This is a genomic window from Spirosoma flavum (genome assembly GCF_042686045.1).
Lineage (GTDB): Bacteria > Bacteroidota > Bacteroidia > Cytophagales > Spirosomataceae > Spirosoma > Spirosoma flavum.
In genome coordinates, this window is the sequence record NZ_JBHUOM010000023.1 from 193,857 (window position 1) to 217,136 (window position 23,280).

The 23,280-nt window shown below is 48.4% G+C and carries 21 protein-coding genes and 1 other RNA gene; 7 read left to right on the forward strand and 15 right to left on the reverse strand.

Annotated elements, in window-relative coordinates:
• Positions 1-147: 147 nt before the first annotated feature.
• Positions 148-1,005, forward strand: coding sequence for a hypothetical protein (locus ACFS25_RS21460; RefSeq protein ID WP_381505093.1), 858 nt, complete (start codon positions 148-150; stop codon positions 1,003-1,005).
• Between the two features lie 103 nt (positions 1,006-1,108).
• Here ACFS25_RS21460 and ACFS25_RS21465 read toward each other — a convergent pair whose 3' ends face one another.
• The 3 genes from ACFS25_RS21465 to ACFS25_RS21475 form a co-directional block, all read right to left on the reverse strand.
• Positions 1,109-1,354: a hypothetical protein gene (locus tag ACFS25_RS21465; RefSeq protein WP_381505095.1), complete on the reverse strand. Its 246-nt coding sequence runs from the start codon at positions 1,352-1,354 to the stop codon at positions 1,109-1,111.
• A 192-nt stretch (positions 1,355-1,546) separates the two neighbouring features.
• On the reverse strand, positions 1,547-2,125 hold the full coding sequence (locus tag ACFS25_RS21470; protein ID WP_381505098.1) for a fasciclin domain-containing protein: 579 nt from the start codon (positions 2,123-2,125) through the stop codon (positions 1,547-1,549).
• Positions 2,126-2,268: 143 nt separating this feature from the next.
• Entirely contained in the window at positions 2,269-4,608 is a 2,340-nt protein-coding gene (locus ACFS25_RS21475; RefSeq protein ID WP_381505100.1) for a gliding motility-associated C-terminal domain-containing protein, read from the reverse strand.
• A gap of 506 nt (positions 4,609-5,114) precedes the next feature.
• On the opposite strand from ACFS25_RS21475, the gene ACFS25_RS21480 reads away from it, so the two are divergent.
• On the forward strand, positions 5,115-5,582 hold the full coding sequence (locus tag ACFS25_RS21480) for an FKBP-type peptidyl-prolyl cis-trans isomerase (RefSeq protein ID WP_381505102.1): 468 nt from the start codon (positions 5,115-5,117) through the stop codon (positions 5,580-5,582).
• 109 nt (positions 5,583-5,691) lie between these two features.
• A complete protein-coding gene (locus ACFS25_RS21485) occupies positions 5,692-6,642 on the forward strand; it encodes an L-threonylcarbamoyladenylate synthase (RefSeq protein ID WP_381505104.1) in 951 nt (316 codons plus the stop codon).
• 19 nt (positions 6,643-6,661) lie between these two features.
• Here ACFS25_RS21485 and ACFS25_RS21490 read toward each other — a convergent pair whose 3' ends face one another.
• The 3 genes from ACFS25_RS21490 to ACFS25_RS21500 all read right to left on the reverse strand — a co-directional run bounded on the left by ACFS25_RS21490 (position 6,662) and on the right by ACFS25_RS21500 (position 10,057).
• Complete coding sequence (locus ACFS25_RS21490) at positions 6,662-7,735, reverse strand: phosphotransferase family protein (protein WP_381505106.1); 1,074 nt, start codon at positions 7,733-7,735, stop codon at positions 6,662-6,664.
• 62 nt (positions 7,736-7,797) lie between these two features.
• Positions 7,798-9,060: an acyl-CoA dehydrogenase family protein gene (locus ACFS25_RS21495; RefSeq protein ID WP_381505108.1), complete on the reverse strand. Its 1,263-nt coding sequence runs from the start codon at positions 9,058-9,060 to the stop codon at positions 7,798-7,800.
• Positions 9,061-9,145: 85 nt separating this feature from the next.
• Positions 9,146-10,057, reverse strand: a complete 912-nt coding sequence (locus ACFS25_RS21500) for a 1-aminocyclopropane-1-carboxylate deaminase/D-cysteine desulfhydrase (RefSeq protein WP_381505110.1) — start codon at positions 10,055-10,057, stop codon at positions 9,146-9,148.
• Positions 10,058-10,135: 78 nt separating this feature from the next.
• Here ACFS25_RS21500 and ACFS25_RS21505 point away from each other — a divergent pair, with 78 nt between their 5' ends.
• The 4 genes from ACFS25_RS21505 to ACFS25_RS21520 all read left to right on the forward strand — a co-directional run bounded on the left by ACFS25_RS21505 (position 10,136) and on the right by ACFS25_RS21520 (position 14,597).
• Positions 10,136-11,188 carry an RluA family pseudouridine synthase gene (locus ACFS25_RS21505; protein ID WP_381505112.1) on the forward strand — a complete coding sequence of 351 codons (1,053 nt, stop codon included), beginning with the start codon at positions 10,136-10,138 and terminating at the stop codon, positions 11,186-11,188.
• 78 nt (positions 11,189-11,266) lie between these two features.
• Positions 11,267-11,719 (forward strand): GNAT family N-acetyltransferase, encoded by a 453-nt coding sequence (locus tag ACFS25_RS21510; RefSeq protein ID WP_381505114.1) that lies wholly within the window; start codon positions 11,267-11,269, stop codon positions 11,717-11,719.
• A gap of 122 nt (positions 11,720-11,841) precedes the next feature.
• Positions 11,842-14,124 (forward strand): transglycosylase domain-containing protein, encoded by a 2,283-nt coding sequence (locus ACFS25_RS21515; RefSeq protein ID WP_381505116.1) that lies wholly within the window; start codon positions 11,842-11,844, stop codon positions 14,122-14,124.
• Between the two features lie 104 nt (positions 14,125-14,228).
• Positions 14,229-14,597 carry a hypothetical protein gene (locus ACFS25_RS21520; RefSeq protein WP_381505118.1) on the forward strand — a complete coding sequence of 123 codons (369 nt, stop codon included), beginning with the start codon at positions 14,229-14,231 and terminating at the stop codon, positions 14,595-14,597.
• Between the two features lie 10 nt (positions 14,598-14,607).
• On the opposite strand, the gene ACFS25_RS21525 is transcribed toward ACFS25_RS21520, so the two are convergent.
• The 9 genes from ACFS25_RS21525 to ACFS25_RS21565 all read right to left on the reverse strand — a co-directional run bounded on the left by ACFS25_RS21525 (position 14,608) and on the right by ACFS25_RS21565 (position 23,232).
• The gene (locus tag ACFS25_RS21525) at positions 14,608-15,240 is read right to left on the reverse strand and encodes an NAD(P)-dependent oxidoreductase (protein ID WP_381505121.1); all 633 of its coding nucleotides are present in this window, start codon (positions 15,238-15,240) and stop codon (positions 14,608-14,610) included.
• A gap of 71 nt (positions 15,241-15,311) precedes the next feature.
• The gene (trmD, locus tag ACFS25_RS21530; RefSeq protein ID WP_381505123.1) at positions 15,312-15,989 is read right to left on the reverse strand and encodes a tRNA (guanosine(37)-N1)-methyltransferase TrmD; all 678 of its coding nucleotides are present in this window, start codon (positions 15,987-15,989) and stop codon (positions 15,312-15,314) included.
• Entirely contained in the window at positions 15,979-16,596 is a 618-nt protein-coding gene (gene rimM / locus ACFS25_RS21535; protein WP_381505125.1) for a ribosome maturation factor RimM, read from the reverse strand. Before rimM ends, trmD begins: the two co-directional genes overlap by 11 nt.
• 93 nt (positions 16,597-16,689) lie before the next feature.
• Positions 16,690-17,451, reverse strand: coding sequence for a 30S ribosomal protein S16 (locus ACFS25_RS21540; protein ID WP_381505127.1), 762 nt, complete (start codon positions 17,449-17,451; stop codon positions 16,690-16,692).
• Positions 17,452-17,615: 164 nt separating this feature from the next.
• Positions 17,616-18,015, reverse strand: an RNA gene (gene rnpB / locus ACFS25_RS21545) — RNase P RNA component class A.
• Positions 18,016-18,132: 117 nt separating this feature from the next.
• On the reverse strand, positions 18,133-19,500 hold the full coding sequence (locus ACFS25_RS21550; RefSeq protein ID WP_381505129.1) for a DUF4403 family protein: 1,368 nt from the start codon (positions 19,498-19,500) through the stop codon (positions 18,133-18,135).
• Positions 19,501-19,681: 181 nt separating this feature from the next.
• A complete protein-coding gene (locus ACFS25_RS21555; RefSeq protein ID WP_381505131.1) occupies positions 19,682-20,710 on the reverse strand; it encodes a Smr/MutS family protein in 1,029 nt (342 codons plus the stop codon).
• Positions 20,711-21,091: 381 nt separating this feature from the next.
• Positions 21,092-21,853, reverse strand: coding sequence for an ethanolamine ammonia-lyase subunit EutC (eutC, locus tag ACFS25_RS21560; RefSeq protein ID WP_381505133.1), 762 nt, complete (start codon positions 21,851-21,853; stop codon positions 21,092-21,094).
• Complete coding sequence (locus ACFS25_RS21565; RefSeq protein WP_381505135.1) at positions 21,850-23,232, reverse strand: ethanolamine ammonia-lyase subunit EutB; 1,383 nt, start codon at positions 23,230-23,232, stop codon at positions 21,850-21,852. Before ACFS25_RS21565 ends, eutC begins: the two co-directional genes overlap by 4 nt.
• Positions 23,233-23,280: the final 48 nt, after the last annotated feature.

Genomic DNA, 23,280 nt, shown 5'->3' on the forward strand with positions numbered 1-23,280 from the left:
GCAAGTTGGTCATTGGTTGTAGGATTACCTACGGGAACAAGGCCCTATCTAGTTAACTCCCTGATGAAGCTATTACTTATAAACTTTATTTTTTTTCTCTACTTCATCGGTCTCTTAACATCTTGCCGTTCGGTTAAAAACCAACCGATGGTAAGCTTATCCGATAACTACTGTGCGCCCAGTATCCAGTACAAGTACGATGCGGCTTACCTTCCCCAACCCAACATCGAGTCGATTTTACAAGCTGATACCAGTTTAACTCCTCGGTATTCTCAACACGACTTATTACTGGCGAATGCTACGGGTGTTTTACCCTTGCTTCGGGAATTAATTAACCTGGAAAGGAGCACGCAACCCGACGCTCGACTGGAAAGCATTAACAAACGCCAGCAAATCCTTAACCGTCTCTTGCTGGCATCGACTCAAATTTCTGGTTTGGCCGCTGAATTGGATTGTGAAGGCGAACGCGCCGACCAAATTGCTACGTATCTAGATCAGCGCGATACTCAGCGCATCAGACGGCTCACTATTCTCTCGGTTGTTTTAGGAGCTGCCACAACTGTAGCGACCACCCTTATTCGTTCCGTTGATGCTACCAAAGTGGTGGGTGTTAGTGGTGGGGTCATCAGTGCCGGATTTGGTGGACTAGCTGCATTTTCGTCCAATCGTTCTGTTGAGTTCAAACACGAGCGTAATCTGCTAACAGACATCTGGTACCAGCCCAAACAGTCGTCGGTCTATCCACCGATAGTGTGGTACGTACTAAATGAGAAGCTGTTTAGTAACATTGGGCAACACTCCATTAGCCATAATATTCGTCAGCGCTGGCAGGACTACGTGCTGAATGGTGCGTCGAAGGAGCAACAGGATTTGTATTTCGGGAAGGGCGGTAATTATCAGGCAGATGATCTGCACAATCGGGCAAACATGCTGAATCAGCTCCAGTCATCAGTACGGTCCATCTATCAGGATTTACAGAGCTTAGTACTAATGCTGGCAAATTAAGTTTTGTAGTGATGGTGAGCCGGGTGATCGTCGGAGTAGGGCTATCTGGTTTAAGATAACGCTACAAATACGGAAGGCGTTTCTTATGGAAACGCCTTCCGTACTAACTATAAGCTGGTTTGTCAATATCCGGCTTGGGATTTGGATTGCGGTTAGGATGGGTCATATGCACGTTCGCTCCGGGCTCTTCGCCATCCATATATTCATCTTCCAGTTCATCCGGGGGTAAGGATTCGGCATCAATTTCGCTACCCGGCCCACTATTTCCTTCAACTGACTGATCGCCTAAGCCAGCAGGTGAAATGGCCTGCTTAGCTCGAATAATATCGTCTTCTTCCTGATTTTCCATAACGTTTGCGTTTTGAGTAATCATTTACTTTCTAACCGGTAACTGGTCGTATTGTTTCTAATTTTTGGCCCTGATAGGACATCGGAGACTATCAATCAGTAAAGCTGGAGAACAGTAAAAATATAGACTGTTTAACGCAAAAACGCCGAAATACTATTTCGGCGTTTTTGCGTTAAACGAAACCAGCACGAATTATTGTCCAGCCGTAGTGGGCATAAGAACCGTATCAATGGAATGTACGATGCCGTTGTTGGCCTCAACATCGGCCTGGTTAACCGTCGCGGTATTTCCCGCACCGTCGGTAATGGTTATCGTATCGCCTTGCTTGCCTACAGTCAAGGTGCCACCCGTAACGGTCTTTAGTTTCTGGCCCTCCTGCAATTGGTCAGCCGTATATTTTCCCTTCACAACGTGGTAAGCTAGTAATTTTATCAATTTAGATTTGGCTGCTGGCTTCCATAACTCATCTACCGTTCCTGCCGGGAGTTTATCGAAAGCCTCATTCGTGGGCGCAAAAACGGTATATGGTCCTTTTCCACTGGCTTGCTCCGTGAGACCCGATACGCGCAACGCCCGGAATAATATCGTGTGATTAGCTGATTTAGCGGCACTAATCGCCAAATCTTTTCCGGTCGAACTACCCGTTCTTGACGTGGTGGTTGTCGTAGTGGTTTGATTCGCCGAGTTCTGATTCTGCGCGACAACAGACGCGTACGTGCTAGCAAGCAGGGCAAATGCCAATGCCAAGTTGAGATATGGTTTCCTATTCATTTTGGATATAGTGAAAAATGAAACATACGACCCGTCCAACAGACAAGCCCGAAGCAATCGCCCCTATTTATTGATTAAACGGTCAATAGGGGTTAGTAAATTGCTTAAGAGAACAAGAAAAAGAGTGAAAGGACCATTTTTGGCTAATGAACAACCGTCAGTTGCCCCCGATAGGTCATTGCGGCTGCATCGGTGCCGGTGCGAATTTGGTAGGTATAGATGCCCGTTTGTACGATTTCTTGCTGATAAGTACCATCCCACGGTTGAGCATACCCCTCTGAGAAAAAAATCAGTTCGCCCCATCGGCTATAAATCGACACTTCAGCATTTGGAAATGAGCTGATATTTGAAATAACCCACAAATCGTTTAACCCGTCGGCGTTGGGCGAAAAGGCCGACGGGATGTATAGCGGTTCTATCACTTCAACCAATACTGAGAATGTTGTCGTACATCCGCTCACGCTGACAGCCGTTAACTGATACGGGGTCGTTTCGACCGGGCTAGCCTGAGGACTGGCAATGTCTGTTTGATTCAGGAAGGCCGGCGGCTCCCATTGGTAGCGATTGATAGGCTCACTACTCTGGGTTAGTAACTGAACAGTGGTTCCTTTCACGATGCCATACGTAGTCGGCCCGGTTATTACTGGGCCAGCCGATACGACTGCCCAACGATTTTGTGAAGCCCGACAACCATCAGCCGATGTTATTGTGTAAGTTAGCTCATGCCGACCCACACCCGCAGCCGCCGGGTCGAACCGATTGGCCTGCACGCCAACTCCGGCATAGACACCACCCGCAGGTTGTCCCGCTAAGGAAAGGATTGTCGGGTTTGCCATACAGACGGTTGCAATGGAATCGAACTGTACAACCGGACGATCATATTGCGCCAGTGTAAACTTGTCGGAGAGGACTGTGCAGCCAGTTGGGGCGGTAACCGTGACTTGATACATACCGGCCTCATGCGCCGTGATCTGGCTCGTTGTGTCAGCGATTAGTTTTGTGCCATCCTGTTGCCATGTGTAATGAGTACCACCAGTTGCCGTAAGCTGGATAGACGAATCAGGACAAACTCTCCCAGCCGACGCACTAATATGGGCAGTTGGCCGGGCATTTATCGTTATGTCCAGACTATCCTTACCGTCACATCCCACTAAAGAAGACTTAACAAAAACGCCGTAATTCCCTGATTGATAGACCTTAGTTGTGGCCTGTTGCTGGCCTATGATATCCTTCCCATCGCGACGCCATTGATAGTGGTAGTCGGGTTGTCCATCGGTTTGCAAGGTAAGTGTGTCACCCATGCAATAAGGTTTTGGGCTCATTACTGCTATCTTAATGGGGGTAAAGGCGGTTAGGGTAACCTTTACGGCCTGAGACAGCGTATCGTTCGCGCAGACTTTAGCCTGACTCTTCACAACGGTATACACCCCCGACTGTGTTATCTGAAGCGTATCGGCAGTTGAACCCCGCAAGTTGACTCCGTCTTTTTGCCATTGATACGCCCATACCGGGTTCTTCTCTACCGTAAGCACTAACGGTCTGCTCGCACACCAGGCAAGTTCTGACGTCGGTGTACCATTGGCCAGTACGACTGCCGGTGGTGGCGTATTTTTAGAGCAGTCTACTACCGGCAGTTGAAAATCCCGCCGGACAACACCGATACGTTCACCATTCCGGTACTCTTCGCACTGTATTGTAAATAGATAAAGTCCTTCCTTCGTTGCCCGCACCGTAAGCTGACCAGTTGTGGGATCAATGCTCAGGGGCGGATTGCCGGGAATAATGCTGGCCAGACTATAGCCTGATGCCCAGCTAATTGTCGGGTAACTGGCCTGGGGTGATTCGTCAACACTTATTGGCGCTCCTCGGGTGGTATAGCCATTTAGGGGCGTCACAAGCGAATACCGGAGTTGGTCACCATCGGCATCGGTCGCTTCAGCATTGAACGTAAACGCTTTATTGATACAGATATAATCACCGTTGGGCACGAGAAAATCAGGAGCCGAGTTGCTGAAGTTCGATCCATTCTTCGTCATCGGCGGAAACTCAAGATAGAATACCATAGCTACTCCATCGGCCGTGCTGCTATTTACATTTGTAAGGTTATCGTTCCGGCAGCAGCGCTCCCAAACTATATAATAACCGCCAGGGTCGGTATATTTTTTCGTATCAAACTGGTAAGTCTCATAATACTTGGCTTGCGTGAAACTCAACTGCCGGAGGGTGGCACAGGCCGCATTGTCGAATGTAAGCGGCAGCGTTTCCTGAAGCTGAAGGTCAATTCGCTCGATAAGGGCGGGATTCTGTTTGCGATAAATCAGTAAGGTAACGGATGGGTCGCGGTTGCCAGCACTAGTTTTGGTTTCATCCCAATACTGATTCAATTGCAACCGGAAAAGCCCAGGTGTTTTACCAACTGCGCTCATACTCACGTCGCCACCAATGATATGTGTTGCCCGAACACCAGTCAGCGACAGTAGCATACCAGCAATCAACACTATTCCTATCCTTGGCAGACAAGAAATCTCCCTCCTCACTCCCTGCATAACGCCAGTACCAATTAGTCAATTCACACATTCAGTTTTACTGAAACTAACACTGAATGTATAAAAAATACGGAATTGATTAACTAGGCCACCCAGGTCAACTTATCGTACGGGAAATTATGGAAAGAGTAACAGGCTAAAATTCAGCGAAAAGGATTACCTGGACAGAACGCCCTTAGCAATAAGGTATGGAATCAAGAGCCACAGGAGACCTTTGATGAGAAAGAATAGAAAACCACCCCAACCGACGCGTTTGAGCCAAAATTTGAACCGCTCATTCATAAAACAAAGATAGTAATTTCCGCTTGACCGCAGTTCGGGCAATACGAAGCAAACAAATTAGACCAAGAAAAAAGGTCGTCAGTAAATTTATTTACAAGTAAAAAAGCAATTTTGCCGGTTCGTTTGTTATCAGTAAAAAACAACCCAGGGTAAGATCAATCATGAATATTACAAAAGACAAAGTAGCCGTCATCCACTATACGCTGCGCGATAGCAACGGTAACGTACTGGACTCCAGCCAGGGACGGGATCCACTGTATTATCTGCACGGCGCAAATAACCTCATTCCCGGCATGGAAGAAGGATTGGAAGGCCGCACAAAAGGTGACAAACTCAAATTAGATGTTGCCCCCGAAAAAGGATATGGCAAACGTGACCCTCAACTCGTAGAAGAAGTGCCGCTCAAGGCTTTCGGCGGACAAAAAATTGAGGTTGGTATGCAGTTTGAAGCCAATGATGGCCAGATGATTACCGTTACAGAGGTTGGCCCGGAAACGGTAACCGTTGACGCGAACCATCCCCTCGCCGACCAGGATCTACATTTCGACGTGGAAGTAATTGACGTTCGAGAGGCTACCGCTGATGAACTGACGCACGGTCACGTTCATGGGCCCGGCGGGCATCATTAACTATAATCTGGAATGAGTAAGGGTAGTTAAGTTAGTCATGAACAGAAGCCGTTCTATCTATACTTAACTACCCTTACTCATTCCTGCCTATCTTTGTGGCACGAACATCATGGCACAGATAGGTACAGATAAGGAGATTGCGAAAGCGTTCCTGGAAGTGGGGAATGTGGTAGGCATCCCAACCGAAACAGTTTATGGGTTGGCGGGTAATGCGCTTAATCCCGATGCTATCCTGACAATTTTTCGGGTTAAAAATCGCCCGTCTTTCGATCCGCTCATTGTTCATACAGACTCATTGGCCAGACTTGACCAGTTTGTTACGGACATTCCAGACCTTGCCCAACAACTGGCTGAAACCTTCTGGCCCGGTCCCCTGACGCTACTTCTGCCCAAACGAGATCTAATTCCTGATCTTGTCACAGCAGGTTTGTCCACCGTTGCTGTTCGGATTCCAAACCATCCACTTACCCTCGACTTACTGCGCTCGCTCAACTTCCCGTTGGCGGCTCCGAGTGCCAATCCATTTGGATATATCAGCCCAACCACCGCCCAACATGTTGCCGATCAACTGGGCGATCAGATACCTTATATTTTGGATGGCGGCCCGGCCGGGATTGGTATAGAATCTACTATTATCGGGTTTGAGAACAACATAGCCACGGTGTTTCGACTAGGCGGCATAGCCCTGGAAAAGATTGAACAAGTAATCGGCCCTGTCTCCGTACGAACTCATTCAACGTCTAACCCAAAAGCACCGGGGATGTTGAGCAGCCACTATGCGCCCCGTAAACCATTGATTCTCTTGCCTGCGGGGGCTAGTCCCCAACCTGGCGAACGGGTTGGTGCCTTAGTTTTCCGGGAGCCATTTGGTGGACTTCGTCCTGAAAATCAGCGCATCCTCTCTCCCACCGGCGACCTGAACGAAGCAGCAAAAAATCTCTTCGCTTATCTACGGGCATTAGATACGTTACCCATTGACGTCATTTATGCGGAACCGCTGTCAAATGAAGGGCTGGGCTGGGCGATGAACGATCGACTGCGCCGAGCCAGTGTGCAGTAGTTAACGAAGTCAATCTTCCCTATATATCTCCGCTCTCAATAGTCCCAGTTGCCTTAGTAGCCAATTCAATAATCATAGGCAACAGATGACCAAAGCGCGCATCCTGACTATATCCCTGTTTCCAGCGAGCATAAATCTGCTGGGCAATCACGGCGTTTTTATAGAGACCAAATACGTAATAAAATAGAATACCGCTCAGGTCGCGGCCACTTTGTCCGGCATAGCGAGTCACGACTTCCTGCCGAGTCAAGTTACCGGGTAGCCACGTTAGATTGAAGTTTTTGTAAGCCGGGCTATCACCCGCTTCTGACCAATACGCCAGCGTAGCGCCTAAATCCATTAGCGGGTCGCCCACGGTCGCCATCTCCCAATCCAACACTCCTTTAATAACCGGCATTGGTTCGCTAGTAGCGTCATCAGGAACCAGCAGTACATTGTCGTATTTGTAATCGTTGTGCAGAAAAGCGGGCGCTTGGTCGGTAGGGTAATTGTCCTGAAGCCAATTTTCAACGCGGTCCATTCCGGGAATTTTATCCGTTTCTGCGTTACGATAACGTTTACTCCAGCCTTCCACCTGCCGCTGCACATAGCCCTCCGGTTTTCCCAATTGATCGAGTCTGGTGGTTTCTATATTTAAGCCATGAATAGCCACCAAGTTGTCCACCAAGGCTTCGGATAACTGACGCATTCGTTCGGGTGAAATTGTTAACGTGGGGGCCATAGACGGTCGCAAAATTATGCCCGGCACCCGCGTCATGATATAGAATGGCGCGCCCATAACATCGGGCGATTCGCAATACACAACTGGGTCTGGTATTTTATCGTAGTGCCCTTTCAGCAAGGACAATACCCGAAACTCGCGTCCCATATCGTGCCCCCCTTTTATGTTGGCCCCAAACGGCGGTCGGCGTAGTACGTATTCCTGATCGGCCGTTTTTAGTAAATAGGTCAAGTTCGAGAATCCACCCGAAAACTGCCGAACGTCCAGCACCGCTCCCACTTCAGGGGCATGAGACTGGAGATACGCAGTAAGTGTAGGCAAGTCAAGTTCTTCGCCCAAGCGAACAGATCGGGGCAGATCAGGAGTAATCATATCGGCTAATAAAAATGTGGGATAACGCTTTTCGTCACCGCTCGGGCTTATCTACTCTACACTCAAACCTGCTCAGTTTTCATCAGTTGGCGAAACTGACGCAATTCGCGGGCTTTTTGCTTAATATCAAGGCCGTAGTTTTTCAGAATATTGATCGCTAAATTTTGCTTATGCACTTCATCGGCACCATCCCAGATACGGGCACCCCGCTCGTGACGATACATGGCAGACAGAACCGTATCGTCTGTAACGCCCAAGGCCCCATGAACCTGAATCGCCCGGTCAAGCACCCGCAAAAAGGCGTTGGCGACGTAGAACTTAATAGCCGACACAGCATCGCGTACGTTGCTTACGCCAACCGTGTCAATCATGTAAGCCGTATTGAGCACATACAACCGGCAGGCATCAATTTCCGCCCGGCTTTCGGCAATAAAATCCTGTATGAATTGCTTCTCGCCCAGCATTACACCATCCTCAATTTCACGCGTGGCGGCCCGTCTACACAGGAGGTCTAAGGCTTTTTCGGCGTTGCCAACCCATCGCATACAATGATGAACGCGCCCCGGCCCAAGCCGCTCCTGCGCCAGTCGGAAGCCCATACCCTCACCCGCAATCACGTTCGAGATGGGCACCCGGCAATTGGTATAGGTAACTTCGGCGTGGCTAAACCAGCCTTCACCCGCTTCACCAAATACCGGAATATTGCGCTCGATTTTGAAGCCCGGTGTATCGGTTGGGACGATAATCATGCTGGCTCGCTGGTGCGGAACTGCTTCGGGATTAGTCACGGCCATGACTACTGCAAAGGCGGCTCCATCAGCCGATGACGTAAACCATTTACGACCATTGATAACATATTCGTTTCCGTCACGCATAGCGAGTGTGGCCATGCGGGTGGGATTTGAACCGGCAAAATCGGGTTCGGTCATCGAAAAGCAGGAACGAATTTTGCCCGCCATAAGTGGTTCCAGATACCGCTCTTTCAGCTCGTCCGATGCGAATTTATGAAGCAGTTCAGTGTTGCCGATATCGGGGGCCTGACAACCAAATACGTAATGACCAAAAAAAGGCGCGTGAGCCAAGACTTCGCTGATTTGCCCAAATTCGCAAAGTGTCAGCCCATGCCCACGGGCTTCTTTGGAAAGATGTAATCCCCATAACCCAATAGCTTTAACCTGTTCACGCTTTTGATCGAGAATCGGAATTATAGTCCCGAGATTAGTATGCGAAAAGCCATTTTCAAGTGGTATAAGTTCTGTTTCGACAAATTCCCGAACCCGTGCCAGCAATGGCCTGACGCGCTCGGTAGTGAAAATCGTTTCCATAGTTAGTCTCCAGTAGAGAGGGTCAAATTATATCATTTTTCTCTCCTAAAATAGCACTTCTTGAAAATGCTCCAGCTTACTAGCCTCAGCTTGAAAATAAGTCCATATCCAACTCGTTACTTCTCCCCTGCAAGCCGCCCGTATGTACCGCTACGACCGTTGCATTCTCAGAAAAATATCCTTGCCTGGCGAGATCATAAATGCCATAAAGCATCTTACCCGTATAAATCTGCTCCAATAATACCCTATTTTTGTACTCAAATGCACGAATAAAATCCAGCAGGGCGGGTTTGGTTTTAGCGTAGCCGCCAAAGTGGTAGTCAACCATTTGAGTCCAACCGTTCAACCCATCGGCGGCAGGGATTTTCAGTGCCATAAATCCCAATACGGTCGTCTCTTCCGGTGCTGACTGTGCTAGCCCGGCCACCGTACCCCCTGTACCGACCGGGCAACAAACGTAGTTGGGTAAATAGCCTAATTGCGCCATCAACTCCGGCATAATCTCGGCCGTACCCCGAATAGCCAGTTCGTTGGTGCCGCCTTCGGGTAGTACATAACATGAACCAAATTGGGTCGTCAACTCAGCCAGAAAGTCTGGTGTATCTTTACGTCGATACTCGTCCCGACTAACAAAATGAAGGTGCATTCCACACGCCTGGCAAAAGGCCAGAGTCTCGTTCAGTGGCCTCTCGGCAAGTTCGTCGCCCCGCACGATTCCAATAGTTCGAAAGTCCAACGCCCGGCCAGCGGCAGCCGTAGCGTAGAGGTGATTCGAATAGGCTCCACCAAATGTCAGAAGCGTATTCTGGCCCTGTTCGTGAGCCGCCAGCAGATTATACTTGAGTTTACGCCACTTGTTGCCCGATACCAGCGGATGCAACAGGTCGTCACGTTTTAGAAGTAATTGAATAGGAACAGATTCGGAAAAAGGGTTATCGAGCCGTTGGACTGGCGAATTGCTCACCAAAGCAGATAGCTGCCCGTCAAATTCATTCATAATCCGTACTTTTGCATCATACAAACCTACACGATTTTTAAAGTCCTATAGGTTTAATTAGTTTGAAAAAGTTGAAAAATGATAGCGGAAACGGAAGACGAATTACCTGAAGAAGACGAATTATACGAACACCACCGCATTGTGGTGGACAAAGGCCAGAGTTTATTGCGCATTGATCGCTTCCTGATGGACCGATTACAAAATGCCACACGTACAAAAATTCAGACAGCCATTGATGCAGAGTCGGTACGGGTAAACGACAAACCGATCAAAGCCAGCTATAAAATCAAGCCGTTGGATGTTATTACGGTTTCGCTTGCTCATCCGCCCCGCGACACCGATATCAAGCCGGAGAATATTCCGTTAAATATTGTATTCGAGGACGATGACCTGCTGGTAATCAACAAGCCAGCTGGCATGGTCGTTCATCCTGCTCATGGCAACTGGGACGGCACATTGGTCAATGCACTGGTGTATCACTTCCAGAATCTGCCAACCTCGCGAAATGGCGAAATCAGACCGGGCCTGGTACATCGTATTGATAAAGATACATCGGGGCTTATGGTGATTGCCAAAACTGAATTCGCCATGACTCACCTGGCGCGGCAATTTTTTGAACACACCATCGAACGAACATACAATGCGCTTACATGGGGAACACCCAAGCCCCCCGTTGGCACCATCACGGGCTACATCGGACGGTCGTTGAGAGATCGCAAAATGCAGGTGATTTACGATGATGAAGCAAAGGGCAAATGGGCGGTTACGCATTACACAACACTGGAAGAGTTAGGTTACGTTGCGCTGGTACAATGCAAGTTGGAAACTGGTCGTACCCATCAGATTCGAGCGCACTTTAAGCACATTGGCCACCCATTGTTCAATGATGCTATGTATGGGGGCGACCGGATTCTGCGCGGCACGCCCGTTGGCAGTTACAAAGCCTTTGTCGAGAACGCCTTCAAATTACTGCCCCGTCAGGCACTGCACGCCAAGTCATTGGGGTTTGTTCACCCGCGTACCCGCGAATGGCTCCAGTTCGACTCAGCACTGCCCGACGATTTTCAGGCCGCGCTTACCAAATGGCAAAGCAAAATCACAAATCGGGCAGCCGATGCAGATGAACAATAAATTGTTAATTTCGGCCAACCGCTCAACACTCCTCTTTTATCATTAACCATTTAGCGTTCATCATTCATTTCCCACCACATGATTTCCATCCGTCCCGGCACGCGCGCCGACATTCCACAAGCTTTCGATTTAGTCACTGAATTAGCCGTTTATGAGTTGGCCGCCGATCAGGTTTCTAACACCGCCGAACAAATGGCCGACGATGGTTTTGGCGCCAATCCACTTTTCGGATTGATCATTGCCGAAGATTCCGATACCCAGAAAATTGTTGGTATAGCCCTTTATTACTTCCGGTATTCGACCTGGAAAGGTAAACGTCTGTATTTGGAAGACATCATCGTGACCGAAACGTTTCGGGGTTATGGCGTAGGAAAACTGCTTCTGGATGCCACTATTGAGATGGCTCACGAAACCCACTGTACGGGCATGATGTGGCAAGTACTCGACTGGAACAAGCCTGCCATTGGTTTTTACCAGCAGTTTGGCACTCGCTTCGATGATGGCTGGACGAATTGCCATCTGGATTTCTAAGCGTAGGACATGGGGTAAATGGCTAATGCTAAACGCGGATTAACCCGCTACCCCATGCCCTTCCGCTCTGCCTTTCTCCCTAAAGAACCTTATCTTTGCGCTCCTGAGCATAGACATTAAGCATGACGTATCGTCAACAAAAAGCCCTACGCGTAGCGGGTTGGGTGTTTTTAAGTATTTTTCTGCTGGCTTTTGTAGGAGCTGGCATTGGCTATTTCAAGCGAGAAAGCCTGTTGAAAACCGCGCTCGAACGGGGGATTCGCAAAGCAAAACGAGACTATAACCTCGATGTCCGGATTGGTTCGGCCAAGTTTACGGGATTAAGTTCGTTGGCGTTTACGGACATTTCGGTGGTTCCTGAAAACGGCGATAGCCTGGCTCGTATTCAGCGGGTTGAGTTAGCCGTTCGGTTCTGGCCGCTATTTGCGGGCAAAATTGGCCTGTCAGGTATGACCCTCGAAAATGGTCTGATTCAGATAACCAAGCGCGATTCTCTAACCAATATTGATTTTCTGCTACACCGCCAACGGGATTCAACGGCAACGACCAATTCTTCTCCTGAAACAAACCGGCGTACTAATCTGGCTGATGTCGCGGAGAATTTGATCGACAATATTTTATCTAAAATTCCTGACGATCTAAATGTCAACAATTTAGAGTTTCGGGGTGTAGATATTGGCAACGATACAGTTAGTCTGCTCACGCAAACAGCGCTCATTAAGAATGAAAATGTCACCTCAACGATAAAGTTGAACGGCAATCAGGCGACCTGGCATCTGTCGGGCACTGCCGATCCCAGCGATCGTGAGTATAATCTGGCGTTGTATGCCGACGGGCAAAATGGCCGTCCCAAGCCTATTGAGCTCCCATATATTCAGAAGAAATACAACCTTAAACTACAAGCGGATACGCTACGGGTAGAGCTCCGTGATGTGGACCGGTCGGGTGGTGAGTTTCGACTCGAAGGGGCCGGGTCGGTACAGAATCTGCGCATTAACCATCCGGCCATTGCTCGCACGGATGTGTTGGTTAAGCGGGCCGCAATAGATGCCAATCTGTTTGTTGGCGAAAATTATGTTGGTATAGATAGCTCCTCAACATTGCATCTCGGCGAGGTTAATGCGAAGCCGTTCATAAAATATACCCTTCCCGAAGCAACCTCATCGTCGGGGAAAGGCAAGGTATATGACGTTCAGTTACACACCGATCCGTTAGATGCTCAAGCCCTTTTCAATTCGTTTCCGCAGGGGCTTTTTGAGTCACTGGAAGGGATGGAGGTGGCGGGTAAACTCAAATATGACTTAGCGTTTCATTTAGATATGGCTTTGCCCGACTCGGTCAAATTCAGTTCTGGTCTAACGCAGGATAATTTCCGGGTAATTAAGATGGGCCGAACCGATTTCGCGGCTATCAATCACCCGTTCGTTTATACACCCTACGAAAAAGGCAAACCCGTTCGACCTATCATAGTTGGTCCCGAAAACCCGGATTACACACCACTGGACCAGATTTCACCCGACCTGCGCAATGCCTTGTTAACATCGGAGGACTATAATTTCTTCACGCACAACGGCTTCAACGAAAAGGCATTCCGGGTATCAATTGCGACCAACCTTAAGGAAAAATCTTTCAAGCGCGGGGCCAGTACAATTTCGATGCAGTTAGTTAAAAATGCATTTCTGAATCGAAATAAAACCCTGTCACGCAAAATTGAAGAAATTCTGATTGTCTGGCTTATCGAAAACGAGCACATCGTTTCGAAAGACCGGATGTACGAAGTGTACCTGAACATTATTGAGTGGGGCCGAAATATATACGGCATCGGCGAAGCAGCCCGCTACTACTTTGCCAAAAGCCCATCCAATCTCAGTTTAGGCGAAAGTATTTTTCTGGCTTTTGTCGTACCACGACCTAAATCTGCCCTCAACTGGTTTATTCCCGGCGGAACACTTCAGGTCCGTAATGTGCGGGGTTACTTCAAACTTATTGGCCGTATTATGGCCCGCCGTGGCCTGACGGCTCCCGACTCTGGGGCTTATGGTTTCTACGATGTCCGGCTGCGGGAAGGTCTGCGGCAGGAGGTAGTTCCGGTAGATTCGCTATTCCAGAGTGATAGTCTGATGACTGACCCGGTCGATACGAATATAGATGAGAATGATGAAGGCGGAAATGGCATCGGCAATTTTTTCCGCCGTCTGTTTAAGGGCAAGAAAACCGATGAAAATCGCAGCAACGATGACCAATCAACAGTGCAGCCGGACCGTCGGGCTGCACCAGATGCTCTTCCTACTGAGGCAGTACCAACCGATACGGTAAAGACCCGTAAGCAACTGCGACAGGAACGACGCGAACAGAAACGGCGAGAAAAAGAAGCCCAAAAAGCGCTGGAAAGCAATACACCGTAAAGGCAGAGACTATTATTATTTATCTCTAACGCTCAAAAGGAAACCCTTCCAGGGGTTGGAGACAAACATTTATTCCTGATTATAAGTAGTAAAAAAAGTTATTAATGAAAGCATTTATTCGGCTTATCCTGGTTGTGTTACTAGTTGGGGGTATCGTTCTTTACTTTGTTTCGAAGCAAAACAATACATCATTTACCCCACAGACAATTGATTTAACCGTTGACTGTTCAGACGTGGAAAACGTTCTGGTTACCTCAACGGTTAACGTTGTCGTCAAGAATCTATCGTCTCGTTCGCACAACGATGTATCCGTTAAAATTGTAGCTTTCGATGAAGCAGGGAAGGTTTTGAAAGAAAAGTACACAACGTTTTCCCGTACGCTTTCTCCTAATAGCAATTTTGATAAACCCGTTACGCTACCAGCCGAAACCAAACGTTGTGATTGTAAAATAGTTAGCTCGCATCCGTTGTGATACCACTTGACTATTTGCCTGTGATAGTTATGGCTTTACGTAGGTAAGTATCCTTATCCAGTTGATCGAGAAGGAAAGCCGCCACATCAGCGCGGCTAATTTTGGGTATAGAAAACCGAGTAAATGGCAGATGCTCTCCAATTCGATACTGCCCCGTAACAGGACCGTTTGTGAGACTTGTTGGGCGAACAATTACCCAGTCGAGTTTGCTTTCCCGAACGGCCTGCTCCTGTTTTTCTTTTTCGGCGATCTCCCCACTCAGCAATGTTTTGATAAATAACTTGCTTGGTAGTGATGCCTCTTCGTAACTCGTTCCTACGCCCACCGACGATACAACCAGTAACCGCCGAACGCCAACCTGCCGCATTACACTGATTAAATTGATCGTTCCGTCGGCCACGACTGGATTTTTCTGACCGATTCGTCCACCAAGTGCACATATTACAGCATCCTGACGCCGGACAGCCGGCAACAAGGTATCCGGCTTTAATACGTCACCGGTTAAAACTGTCAGATTGGGATTTTGCATAGCCAATTTAGCCGGATCACGTACAAAGGCCGTTACAAAATGACCTCGTTGAAGTGCCTGTTCTATAGCCTGACGACCCGTGCCGCCAGTGGCTCCTATCACTACTAGTTGCATAAAAATAGCTGATTGTGGGTATAAGTATAACCCAAAATCAGCTACTCGGTTTTCCTAAACCAACAGTATCGTTATAAGTCCAGCAAATCGGGGCGTCGCACCCGTGTTCGCTCCAGCGCCTGTTCATGTCGCCACTCGTCAATTTTGGCTTCATGGCCCGATAGCAAAATGTCCGGTACGCGGTGTCCTTCAAACTCAGCCGGACGTGTATATACGGGTGGAGCCAGCAGATTGTCCTGAAATGAGTCGGTCAGGGCAGACGTTTCGTCATTCAGTACACCCGGCAACAAACGAATGATAGCGTCCGACAAAACGCATGCGGCTAACTCTCCACCCGAAAGAACATAGTCTCCGATACTAATTTCTTTTGTGATAAAGAGTTCACGAACGCGCTCATCGACACCCTTATAATGTCCACAGAGGATAATAAGATTCTGTCGCAACGAGAGCGTGTTTGTCGTTCGCTGATTCAGTCGTTCGCCATCGGGTGTCATGTAAATAACGTCATCATAAGTCCGCTCGGCTTGCAACGAGCGGATACAGCGGGCAATTGGCTCAATCTGCATAACCATACCCGCAGCACCACCAAAAGCGTAGTCGTCCACACGCCGATGTTTGTCGGCTGTATAATCGCGCAGGTCGTGTACAATCACTTCCACATATCCACCCTGCTGTGCCCGTTGCAAAATAGAATGAGCAAAAAAACTATCTAGAAGCCGGGGCAAGCAAGTGATAATATCAATCCTCATCGGTGTCATCTTTGTCGCCGGAATCGCTATCGCCTTGACTTTCAGCCTTCTCTGGGCTACCATCGACTTTGCTATCCTCTTCCATATAAATCTCCAATAACCCGACAGGCAGAGCCACATTGAGTTTCTGGTTGGCGCGATCTACCGTTCGGACGATGTCGCTGTTAATTGGAATCAGGACTTCTTTGCCCTGATAGTCCATTGCAATTAAGTCCTGTGCGTTCATCGCATACACACCCTGCACAATTCCCAACTCACCTACTTCGGCATCAACGATTTGATACCCAACGATTTCGTGAAAATAAAACCGGGTTTCATCGGTTATTGGCTCTAAGTTGTCTAAGGGCAAATAAGCGCCACAATTAATAAGTCGCTCGGCTTGCTCGATCGTGTCTACATCCTCGAAAGCAATGATGGCACGACTACCTTTTACAATAGCGATGGACTCGATGAAATAGGGAATTAAATCGCCTTTCACCTCCAGCAACACAGACTCTATATCGGCGTACTCAGCCGCGTTGTCAACATCTAAAAAAAGCACCAACTCACCACTAACGCCGTGCGTCTTGGTGATATGTCCTACCTGATAACAATCGTCTTTAGTCACAGTATTCGTATGTATAAAAAGAGCCTGCTCAACTACGAACAGGCTCTTTATTAACAGTTTCGTCGAGCCGCCGAAGCGAAGCCGGTCGAAAAATTATTCCGCAGCCGGAGCGTCCGTTGTCGGTTTTTCTTCAGTTGCAGGAGCAACGGGAGCAGCCTCGGCTTCAACAGCAGGAGCAGTTTCAGCTACTGGCGTTTCAGTAACGGGAGCAGCCTCGGCAGCTACTGGCGTTTCTTCAACTACCGGAGCTTCTTCAACAGCAACCTGCGTTGCAGGAGCAGCTTCGGCAACAGGTGTTTCGTCAACAGTAACCTCCGTTGCAGGAGCTACTTCAGGAGCAGTTTCTTCAACTACCGGAGCAACTACCGCTACTGGGGCCTCAACTACTGGTTCTTCCACCTTGTTTTTCTTGGCGATAGCTTCAGCACGAGTTTCGTTCACCTTTTTCTCAGCATCCAGACGAGCAGCACGATTCTGCTCTTTGGTTTGAGTCTTAGTGTCCGCAGCACCTGCTTTACGATCTTCTTTCTCACCTTTCCAAGTCGTGAATTTCTCATCGGCCTGGTCCTGAGAGATAGCGCCTTTGTTGACGCCTACTTGCAGGTGTTTGCGGTACATGATGCCTTCGTGCGACAATACCGAACGCGCGGTATCAGTCGGCTGAGCGCCTACCATGAGCCAATGAACAGCCCGATCCGACTTTAAAACAACCGTCGAAGGGTCGGTGTTGGGGTTGTACGAACCAATTTTTTCGATAAATCGGCCATCGCGAGGGGAGGTTGACTCAGCCACTACGATGTCGTACATCGCCATTTTCTTGCGTCCACGACGCGCTAAACGTATTTTAACAGCCATTTTGCTTGTTTGTTTTTGATGGGAGACGCATCCCCCCTGTAAAACGTGGCCGCAAAGGTAAGAAAATAATTTGACATTAAAACGCGGGCATTCTGTTCACAGGCTATAAAATAGAAACTTTACGTTCTCTAGCCTGAGGACAAGATGTCCGCGTAAAAAAACCGTTACGATACGAATCTATAAGCCGGGTTCTGTCTTCTAATCGTAGCTTATACAGCCCGACCAGATAGCTTATCATTTATCTAGGATGGTCGTCACCGAACACCTCATTCGACCTACCCACGTCGGCGTCCAGATCGCTCTGAAACGGAGACGAGCCGCCCCACATCCGACGCTTATTTGGTCTTTCAGCCCCTAAGGTTTATCCTGCCCCGCTAGTTGCCCAGCGGGCGGTAGGCTCTTACCCCACCTTTTCACCCTTACCTTTCGGCGGTATATTCTCTGTGACACTAGCTGTCGAACGGTCGTTCCCAACCGCCCGCCTTCCCGTTAGGAAGTAGGGTGCCCTATGCTGCCCGGACTTTCCTCATCCAATTACTCAGACGCGATAAGCCAATTCGTATCGTTCGGGGAGGGCAAAGGTACATAGTTTCGGTGGTGTCGGTTTCTTAATACCGACACTATTTTCAAATGCGTCGGTTTCAAGAAACCGACGCCACGATTATATTACGCCTATCTCTACTACAAGCCGTCCACTTTTATATCAATCCGGCCACGGGCATTTACAACGGCCAGCATGGCGGTGGGAGTCAGATAAACCTGATCAGGCTTGATTTCGTCGATATGCCCGTTAATGACAACACCTTTTACAATATGATTATTTTTGAGCCTTTCCTGTAACAGTTTCTGCATGTCGGCTAGTTGAGTGCCAAGCGGGATAGTAAATTGTTTTTCAAGCGTCCGGGCAAAGGTTCCTTTTAGTAACCAACTGGCCGACTGTTGTAAAACGTTTTTTGTATCCAGATCATATTTTAAGTCTTTCAGCGAGATGGTCTGCTCGTGCGGATCGTAGTATGGTCGGCCACTCAGATAAATATCGCCATTAATGGTTCCTTTTAGTCCGGCTTTGATAATGAGATTATCATTCTGGCCGTACATATCCATACTCGTGATCGTAATCGTATACCGATTTTCGCTGAACGAAAAAGACTTCCCGACAAACTCATCGGCTGCGAGTTTAGCCGCTTCCTGATAACTGGCTTCACTGAGTAACCCAATCTGAAAATCGTCTTTCACCTGCGAAACCACCGTCAGATCAGGGAGTGATACGGCTGGCCGAACATCTGGTTTTGCGCCAGTAGTTGTCAGTGTAAAGCCCTCAATACCAATTGTGGCCCGGATGGCGCGCCCCTCAAACCGCAACGGTGTGATGAGTATCCGTTTGGGAACTACCTGTAAATATGTCCGGTATTTTTCGGAGATAAGATACGGCTCCCGCAAAACATTCCACGCTTTCAGAACCGGTGTACGAAGGTCTATATTTCGGCGTACCTGCTGATCAATTGTCTTCGTGATACTGCCCAGATTCTTATCAATCAGCCGACCAACAATGTTGGTAATCGGGATATTCAAGCCAATAAGACTCACGACGGGCCGACGTACCCAACCGTAGCCGTCGGCTTGTGTATGCGTATTAACGGACCAGTCACTATCAAGATCAAACTTCGTTTTGAAGCGCAAATCAATCTCAAATTCAGTTTCTTTATATTGGGTAAAGCCCAACACCGACACGCCTGCTTTTACCCAGATGCGTAGCGGCACCGTGAAATGGAAAAGACTGTCCTGCGCATTGACGAGAATCGTGCCACGCTTCCAGACTTTAGTCATAAACTGGTCATGATTATTATCGTCAAGACTGTTGTCCTCGTAAATCAGGCCGTTAACTTGTGCATTGATTTGCCGTTCAACATCACCCAGGGCAATAGATACAGGAACGTGGGCAGTTGATAAAAATCGTTCATTTCGAACTTCCATTTCGGTGGTGTTGTAAGCTGCTTTAGGCGCTTTTGGATTCAGACGGCTGGACGACGGTTGGCATCCGATCAGCATAAATAGCCAAAAAACCAAAGCTAACCAACTTGGCATCACCCAATTATTGCTTTTTCTCGTTTTGCTCACCGTGGTCTGTAAGGACCAAAGTGCCGGCCAATTATCGGAATAATTACCCTGCTGACCCACAAGTGGCCTGTGACAACCACACAGGCCACGAGCAACTTCATTAATTGTCAACTTACTTAATTGTAACCTTCGTGGCACCATAGCCAAACTTCTGTTTCTGGGCGTCTTCAAAGAATTTAACGTTCGGGTGATGGCCTAACCGCTTATGTAACTCCGTGCGTAGGGAACCGCTCCCAATGCCGTGGATAAATGTAATGTCGTTCATGCCACTGGCAATGGCGTTTTCGAGCATCTTTTCAAACGTATCGAGTTGAAGTTTAAGCAACTCAGCCGAATTCCGGTTGCCAGCTCCATTTGGTAAGAGTTCCTCAATATGTAGATCAACAACTGCCGCTGGCCGTTCGACAGAAACACTACCAGCGTCGGAATTAGATTTGAACATTTCAGCTTTCAAATCTTCAGGATTGATTCGCTTTGGTTGGGGTTGGGTACCATGGTTGCTGGATGTTGATGCTTGCGGCTGTTCGTCAGTCTCAGCATCCAGCTGTGTCAGAAAACCAGGCTGATTTAGAACTGGAACCGTTGTTTTATTCTTGAAAAACGTTGTTGTTCGTGCTTTAAACCGTTTTAGTAATGGTTGACGCAACGACGATTTGCCCGCTCTGAACCACAGGCCCTGCACAACAAACGTCGGCCAGGTTTCGAACGTAGCGTGAGCATAAAGATCGTTCATTTTCTGTTGCGACTTAGGCTTTAGCAGACCACTATGGATTCCCCGAAACTGCACTCCTCCCCCAACCCCGGCGGATTCTTCGCCTAACACATAGGGAAATTCCCAGTCGGTATTGTTAATCAGGTGCAGCGTATATTCCCGGTCGTTGATAGCCAAAAACGCCAGATATATTCCCTGATTAGAGAGAATGACCGGAGCCGACGGCGTCACTGTTTTTTGTGGTGCGTACGTACTGGTTTTCAGTAACCGTTCTGCCTCTAAAGGCGAGACTGGCACCAACTCCGACCGCATGACCGGAATCCTGAATCCGTCTTCAATCTCAATTTCAATCATGCCGCCGGGCAAAAAGCGCGACACCACTCCCTGTTCTTTTGCCCGGAGTAACCGGACTTTATCACCAATATTCATAATCGTCGATAATCAGTAATTGCGACGTAATAGTCCAACATTTGTCTATACCTATTACATCTACTTCTCAAAAGTATAACGGATATAATCAAAAAATCTCTCCATCCCTTTTTAAATCATTTGACTCCCTATCTGTTCTTCGTTATAGAAATACTAAACAGAATTAAAATCACTGCCTTTGTTCCTATCAATACGTAAGATAACCAGCCGCTTTGTTGCTCTTAGGGAGTAAAGCTGGCTATTCTGACTGAGTGATTGACTCAATCAACTGATAAAAACAAGGTCGATGATCGACAAAGACACAAGGCTGAATGATAACGGTTTTCAGGGGTTATGCTTCAACCGGAACTAGGTATCCGGGATTACTAAATCACGGTCGGCTCAATCCAGAAGGCCAGCATTGTCTTTCAAAGCTACGCCCGTTAGCTGCAATCGAAAGGCCGAGTTAATGATATACATGATCTTCTCTACGGCGAAAGCTGGCGGCAAACCCTGCTCACGAATATTTGAAATGCAGTTTCGTCGTTCATCCGTAAGGCCGGGCGCTGGTGCATACGTGATGTAGGCACCCATACTATCGAACGAGCTAAGGCCCGGTCGCTCACCAATCAAAATAATGGCTAATCGGGGATGCAGAACCCCTCCTATCGCATCGGTAATGGCTACTCGACCTTGCTCAACCAGCACAATTGGGGCTAGTGAATAACCAGCTTGCTGGATTTTTTCAACCAATAGCCGCACCACCGATCCGGCATTTTCATTAATTGCTGTTGCCGAAAGCCCATCGGCAACAATGATATTAATATCGGCTGGTGAGCTGTTAAGTTGCTGAAGCTGTTCAACGGAAGACGCGTCCAGCATACGCCCCAAATCTGGCCGTTGCAGGTAGATATCACGAGTCCCGGCCTGGCTTTTGACCCACTCAACGGGTAGTCCTGTACTGGCCAAATCAGCCTGTAAATCAGCTGTATTTAAGCGGGAATACACCGCGTCTTTGGCGTGGGCGTGAGCCAGCCTAAATTGAAGAGACTCTTTAAGCGGAATCGAAACACCCGTTTTACCCAGAGCAATTCGGGCATTGGTATATGCCTTCAGCGGTTCCCATTCATCGGGTTCTATACCTGTTTTTCTCGATTCGTTCATGCCGGAAGAAGTGCCGCGTAGAGTTGTTTTTGCACTCCATCCGACAGGCGATTCCCTTTATTATCCATAATACCCTGCCGAAGAAGCCACTCCTCAAACTCAGGAGCAGGTCGCAGGCCAAGTACCCGACGCAAATAAAGCGCATCATGAAACGACGTTGACTGGTAGTTAAGCATAATATCATCCGCACCGGGAATGCCCATAATAAAATTAATCCCGGCTACGCCCAACAGCGTCAGCAATGTATCCATATCGTCCTGATCGGCTTGTGCGTGATTGGTATAGCAAATATCCATGCCCATTGGCAAACCCATGAGTTTGCCGCAGAAATGATCTTCAAGCCCCGCCCGGATAATCTGCTTTCCGTCAAACAGATACTCAGGGCCAATAAACCCAACCACAGAATTAACCAAAAATGGGTTGTATGTCCGGGCCACGGCATAGGCCCGAACTTCGCAGGTTTGCTGATCGACGTCGTGATGCGCACCGGAGGACAACGCACTGCCCTGACCCGTTTCGAAGTACATTATATTCTTCCCAATTGTGCCCCGGTTGAGCGATAGGCCCGCTTCGTACGCTTCCTGCAAGAGTGACAGCGTCACCCCAAAACTGGCGTTTGCTTTTTCGGTACCGGCAATCGATTGGAAAACCAGATCAACCGGCACGTTCTGCTCGATCAATTGCAACGTAGTTGTTATATGACTCAACACGCAGCTTTGCGTTGGCATGTCAAATCGCTCGCGTAAGCCATCCAGCATATAGAGCAGGCGGGCCGTGGACGCCGGACTATCCGTTGCGGGATTAATACCGATCATAGCGTCACCGCTTCCGTACAGCAATCCATCAATAATGCTGGCGGCCACACCTTTGGCATCGTCGGTTGGGTGGTTGGGTTGCAACCGAACGGACAAATGCCCCGGTAAGCCCTGCGTGTTTCGGAATCGGGTTATAACTTCACATTTTTTTGCGACCAGAATCAGGTCCTGATTTCGCATCAGCTTGGATACAGCCGACACCATTTCCGGAGTTAGTCCTGGGGCTATTTGTTGAAGTGTACGGGTATCGGCTTCGTCGCCCAGTAACCAGTCGCGCAGTTCGCCTACGGTGAAGTGACTGATACCTGAAAAGGCGGCTTTATCATGCGTATTAATAATCAAGCGCGTAACTTCATCCGTTTCATACGGAATCACGACCTCATTTAAAAAGGTGGACAGTGGCACATCGGCCAGTGCCATTTGGGCGGCTACACGTTCTTCGTAACTCTCGGCTACCAGACCCGCCAACCCATCACCCGACCGTAACGGACTCGCTTTAGCCAGCAGTTCTTTCAAGTCTGCAAAGCGGTATGTAAAGCTGCCGATGGTGAATGGATAAGGCATAGTCTGTTTAGTTTAGGCAGATAAATACCTATGGAAAAGAGTTCGGTG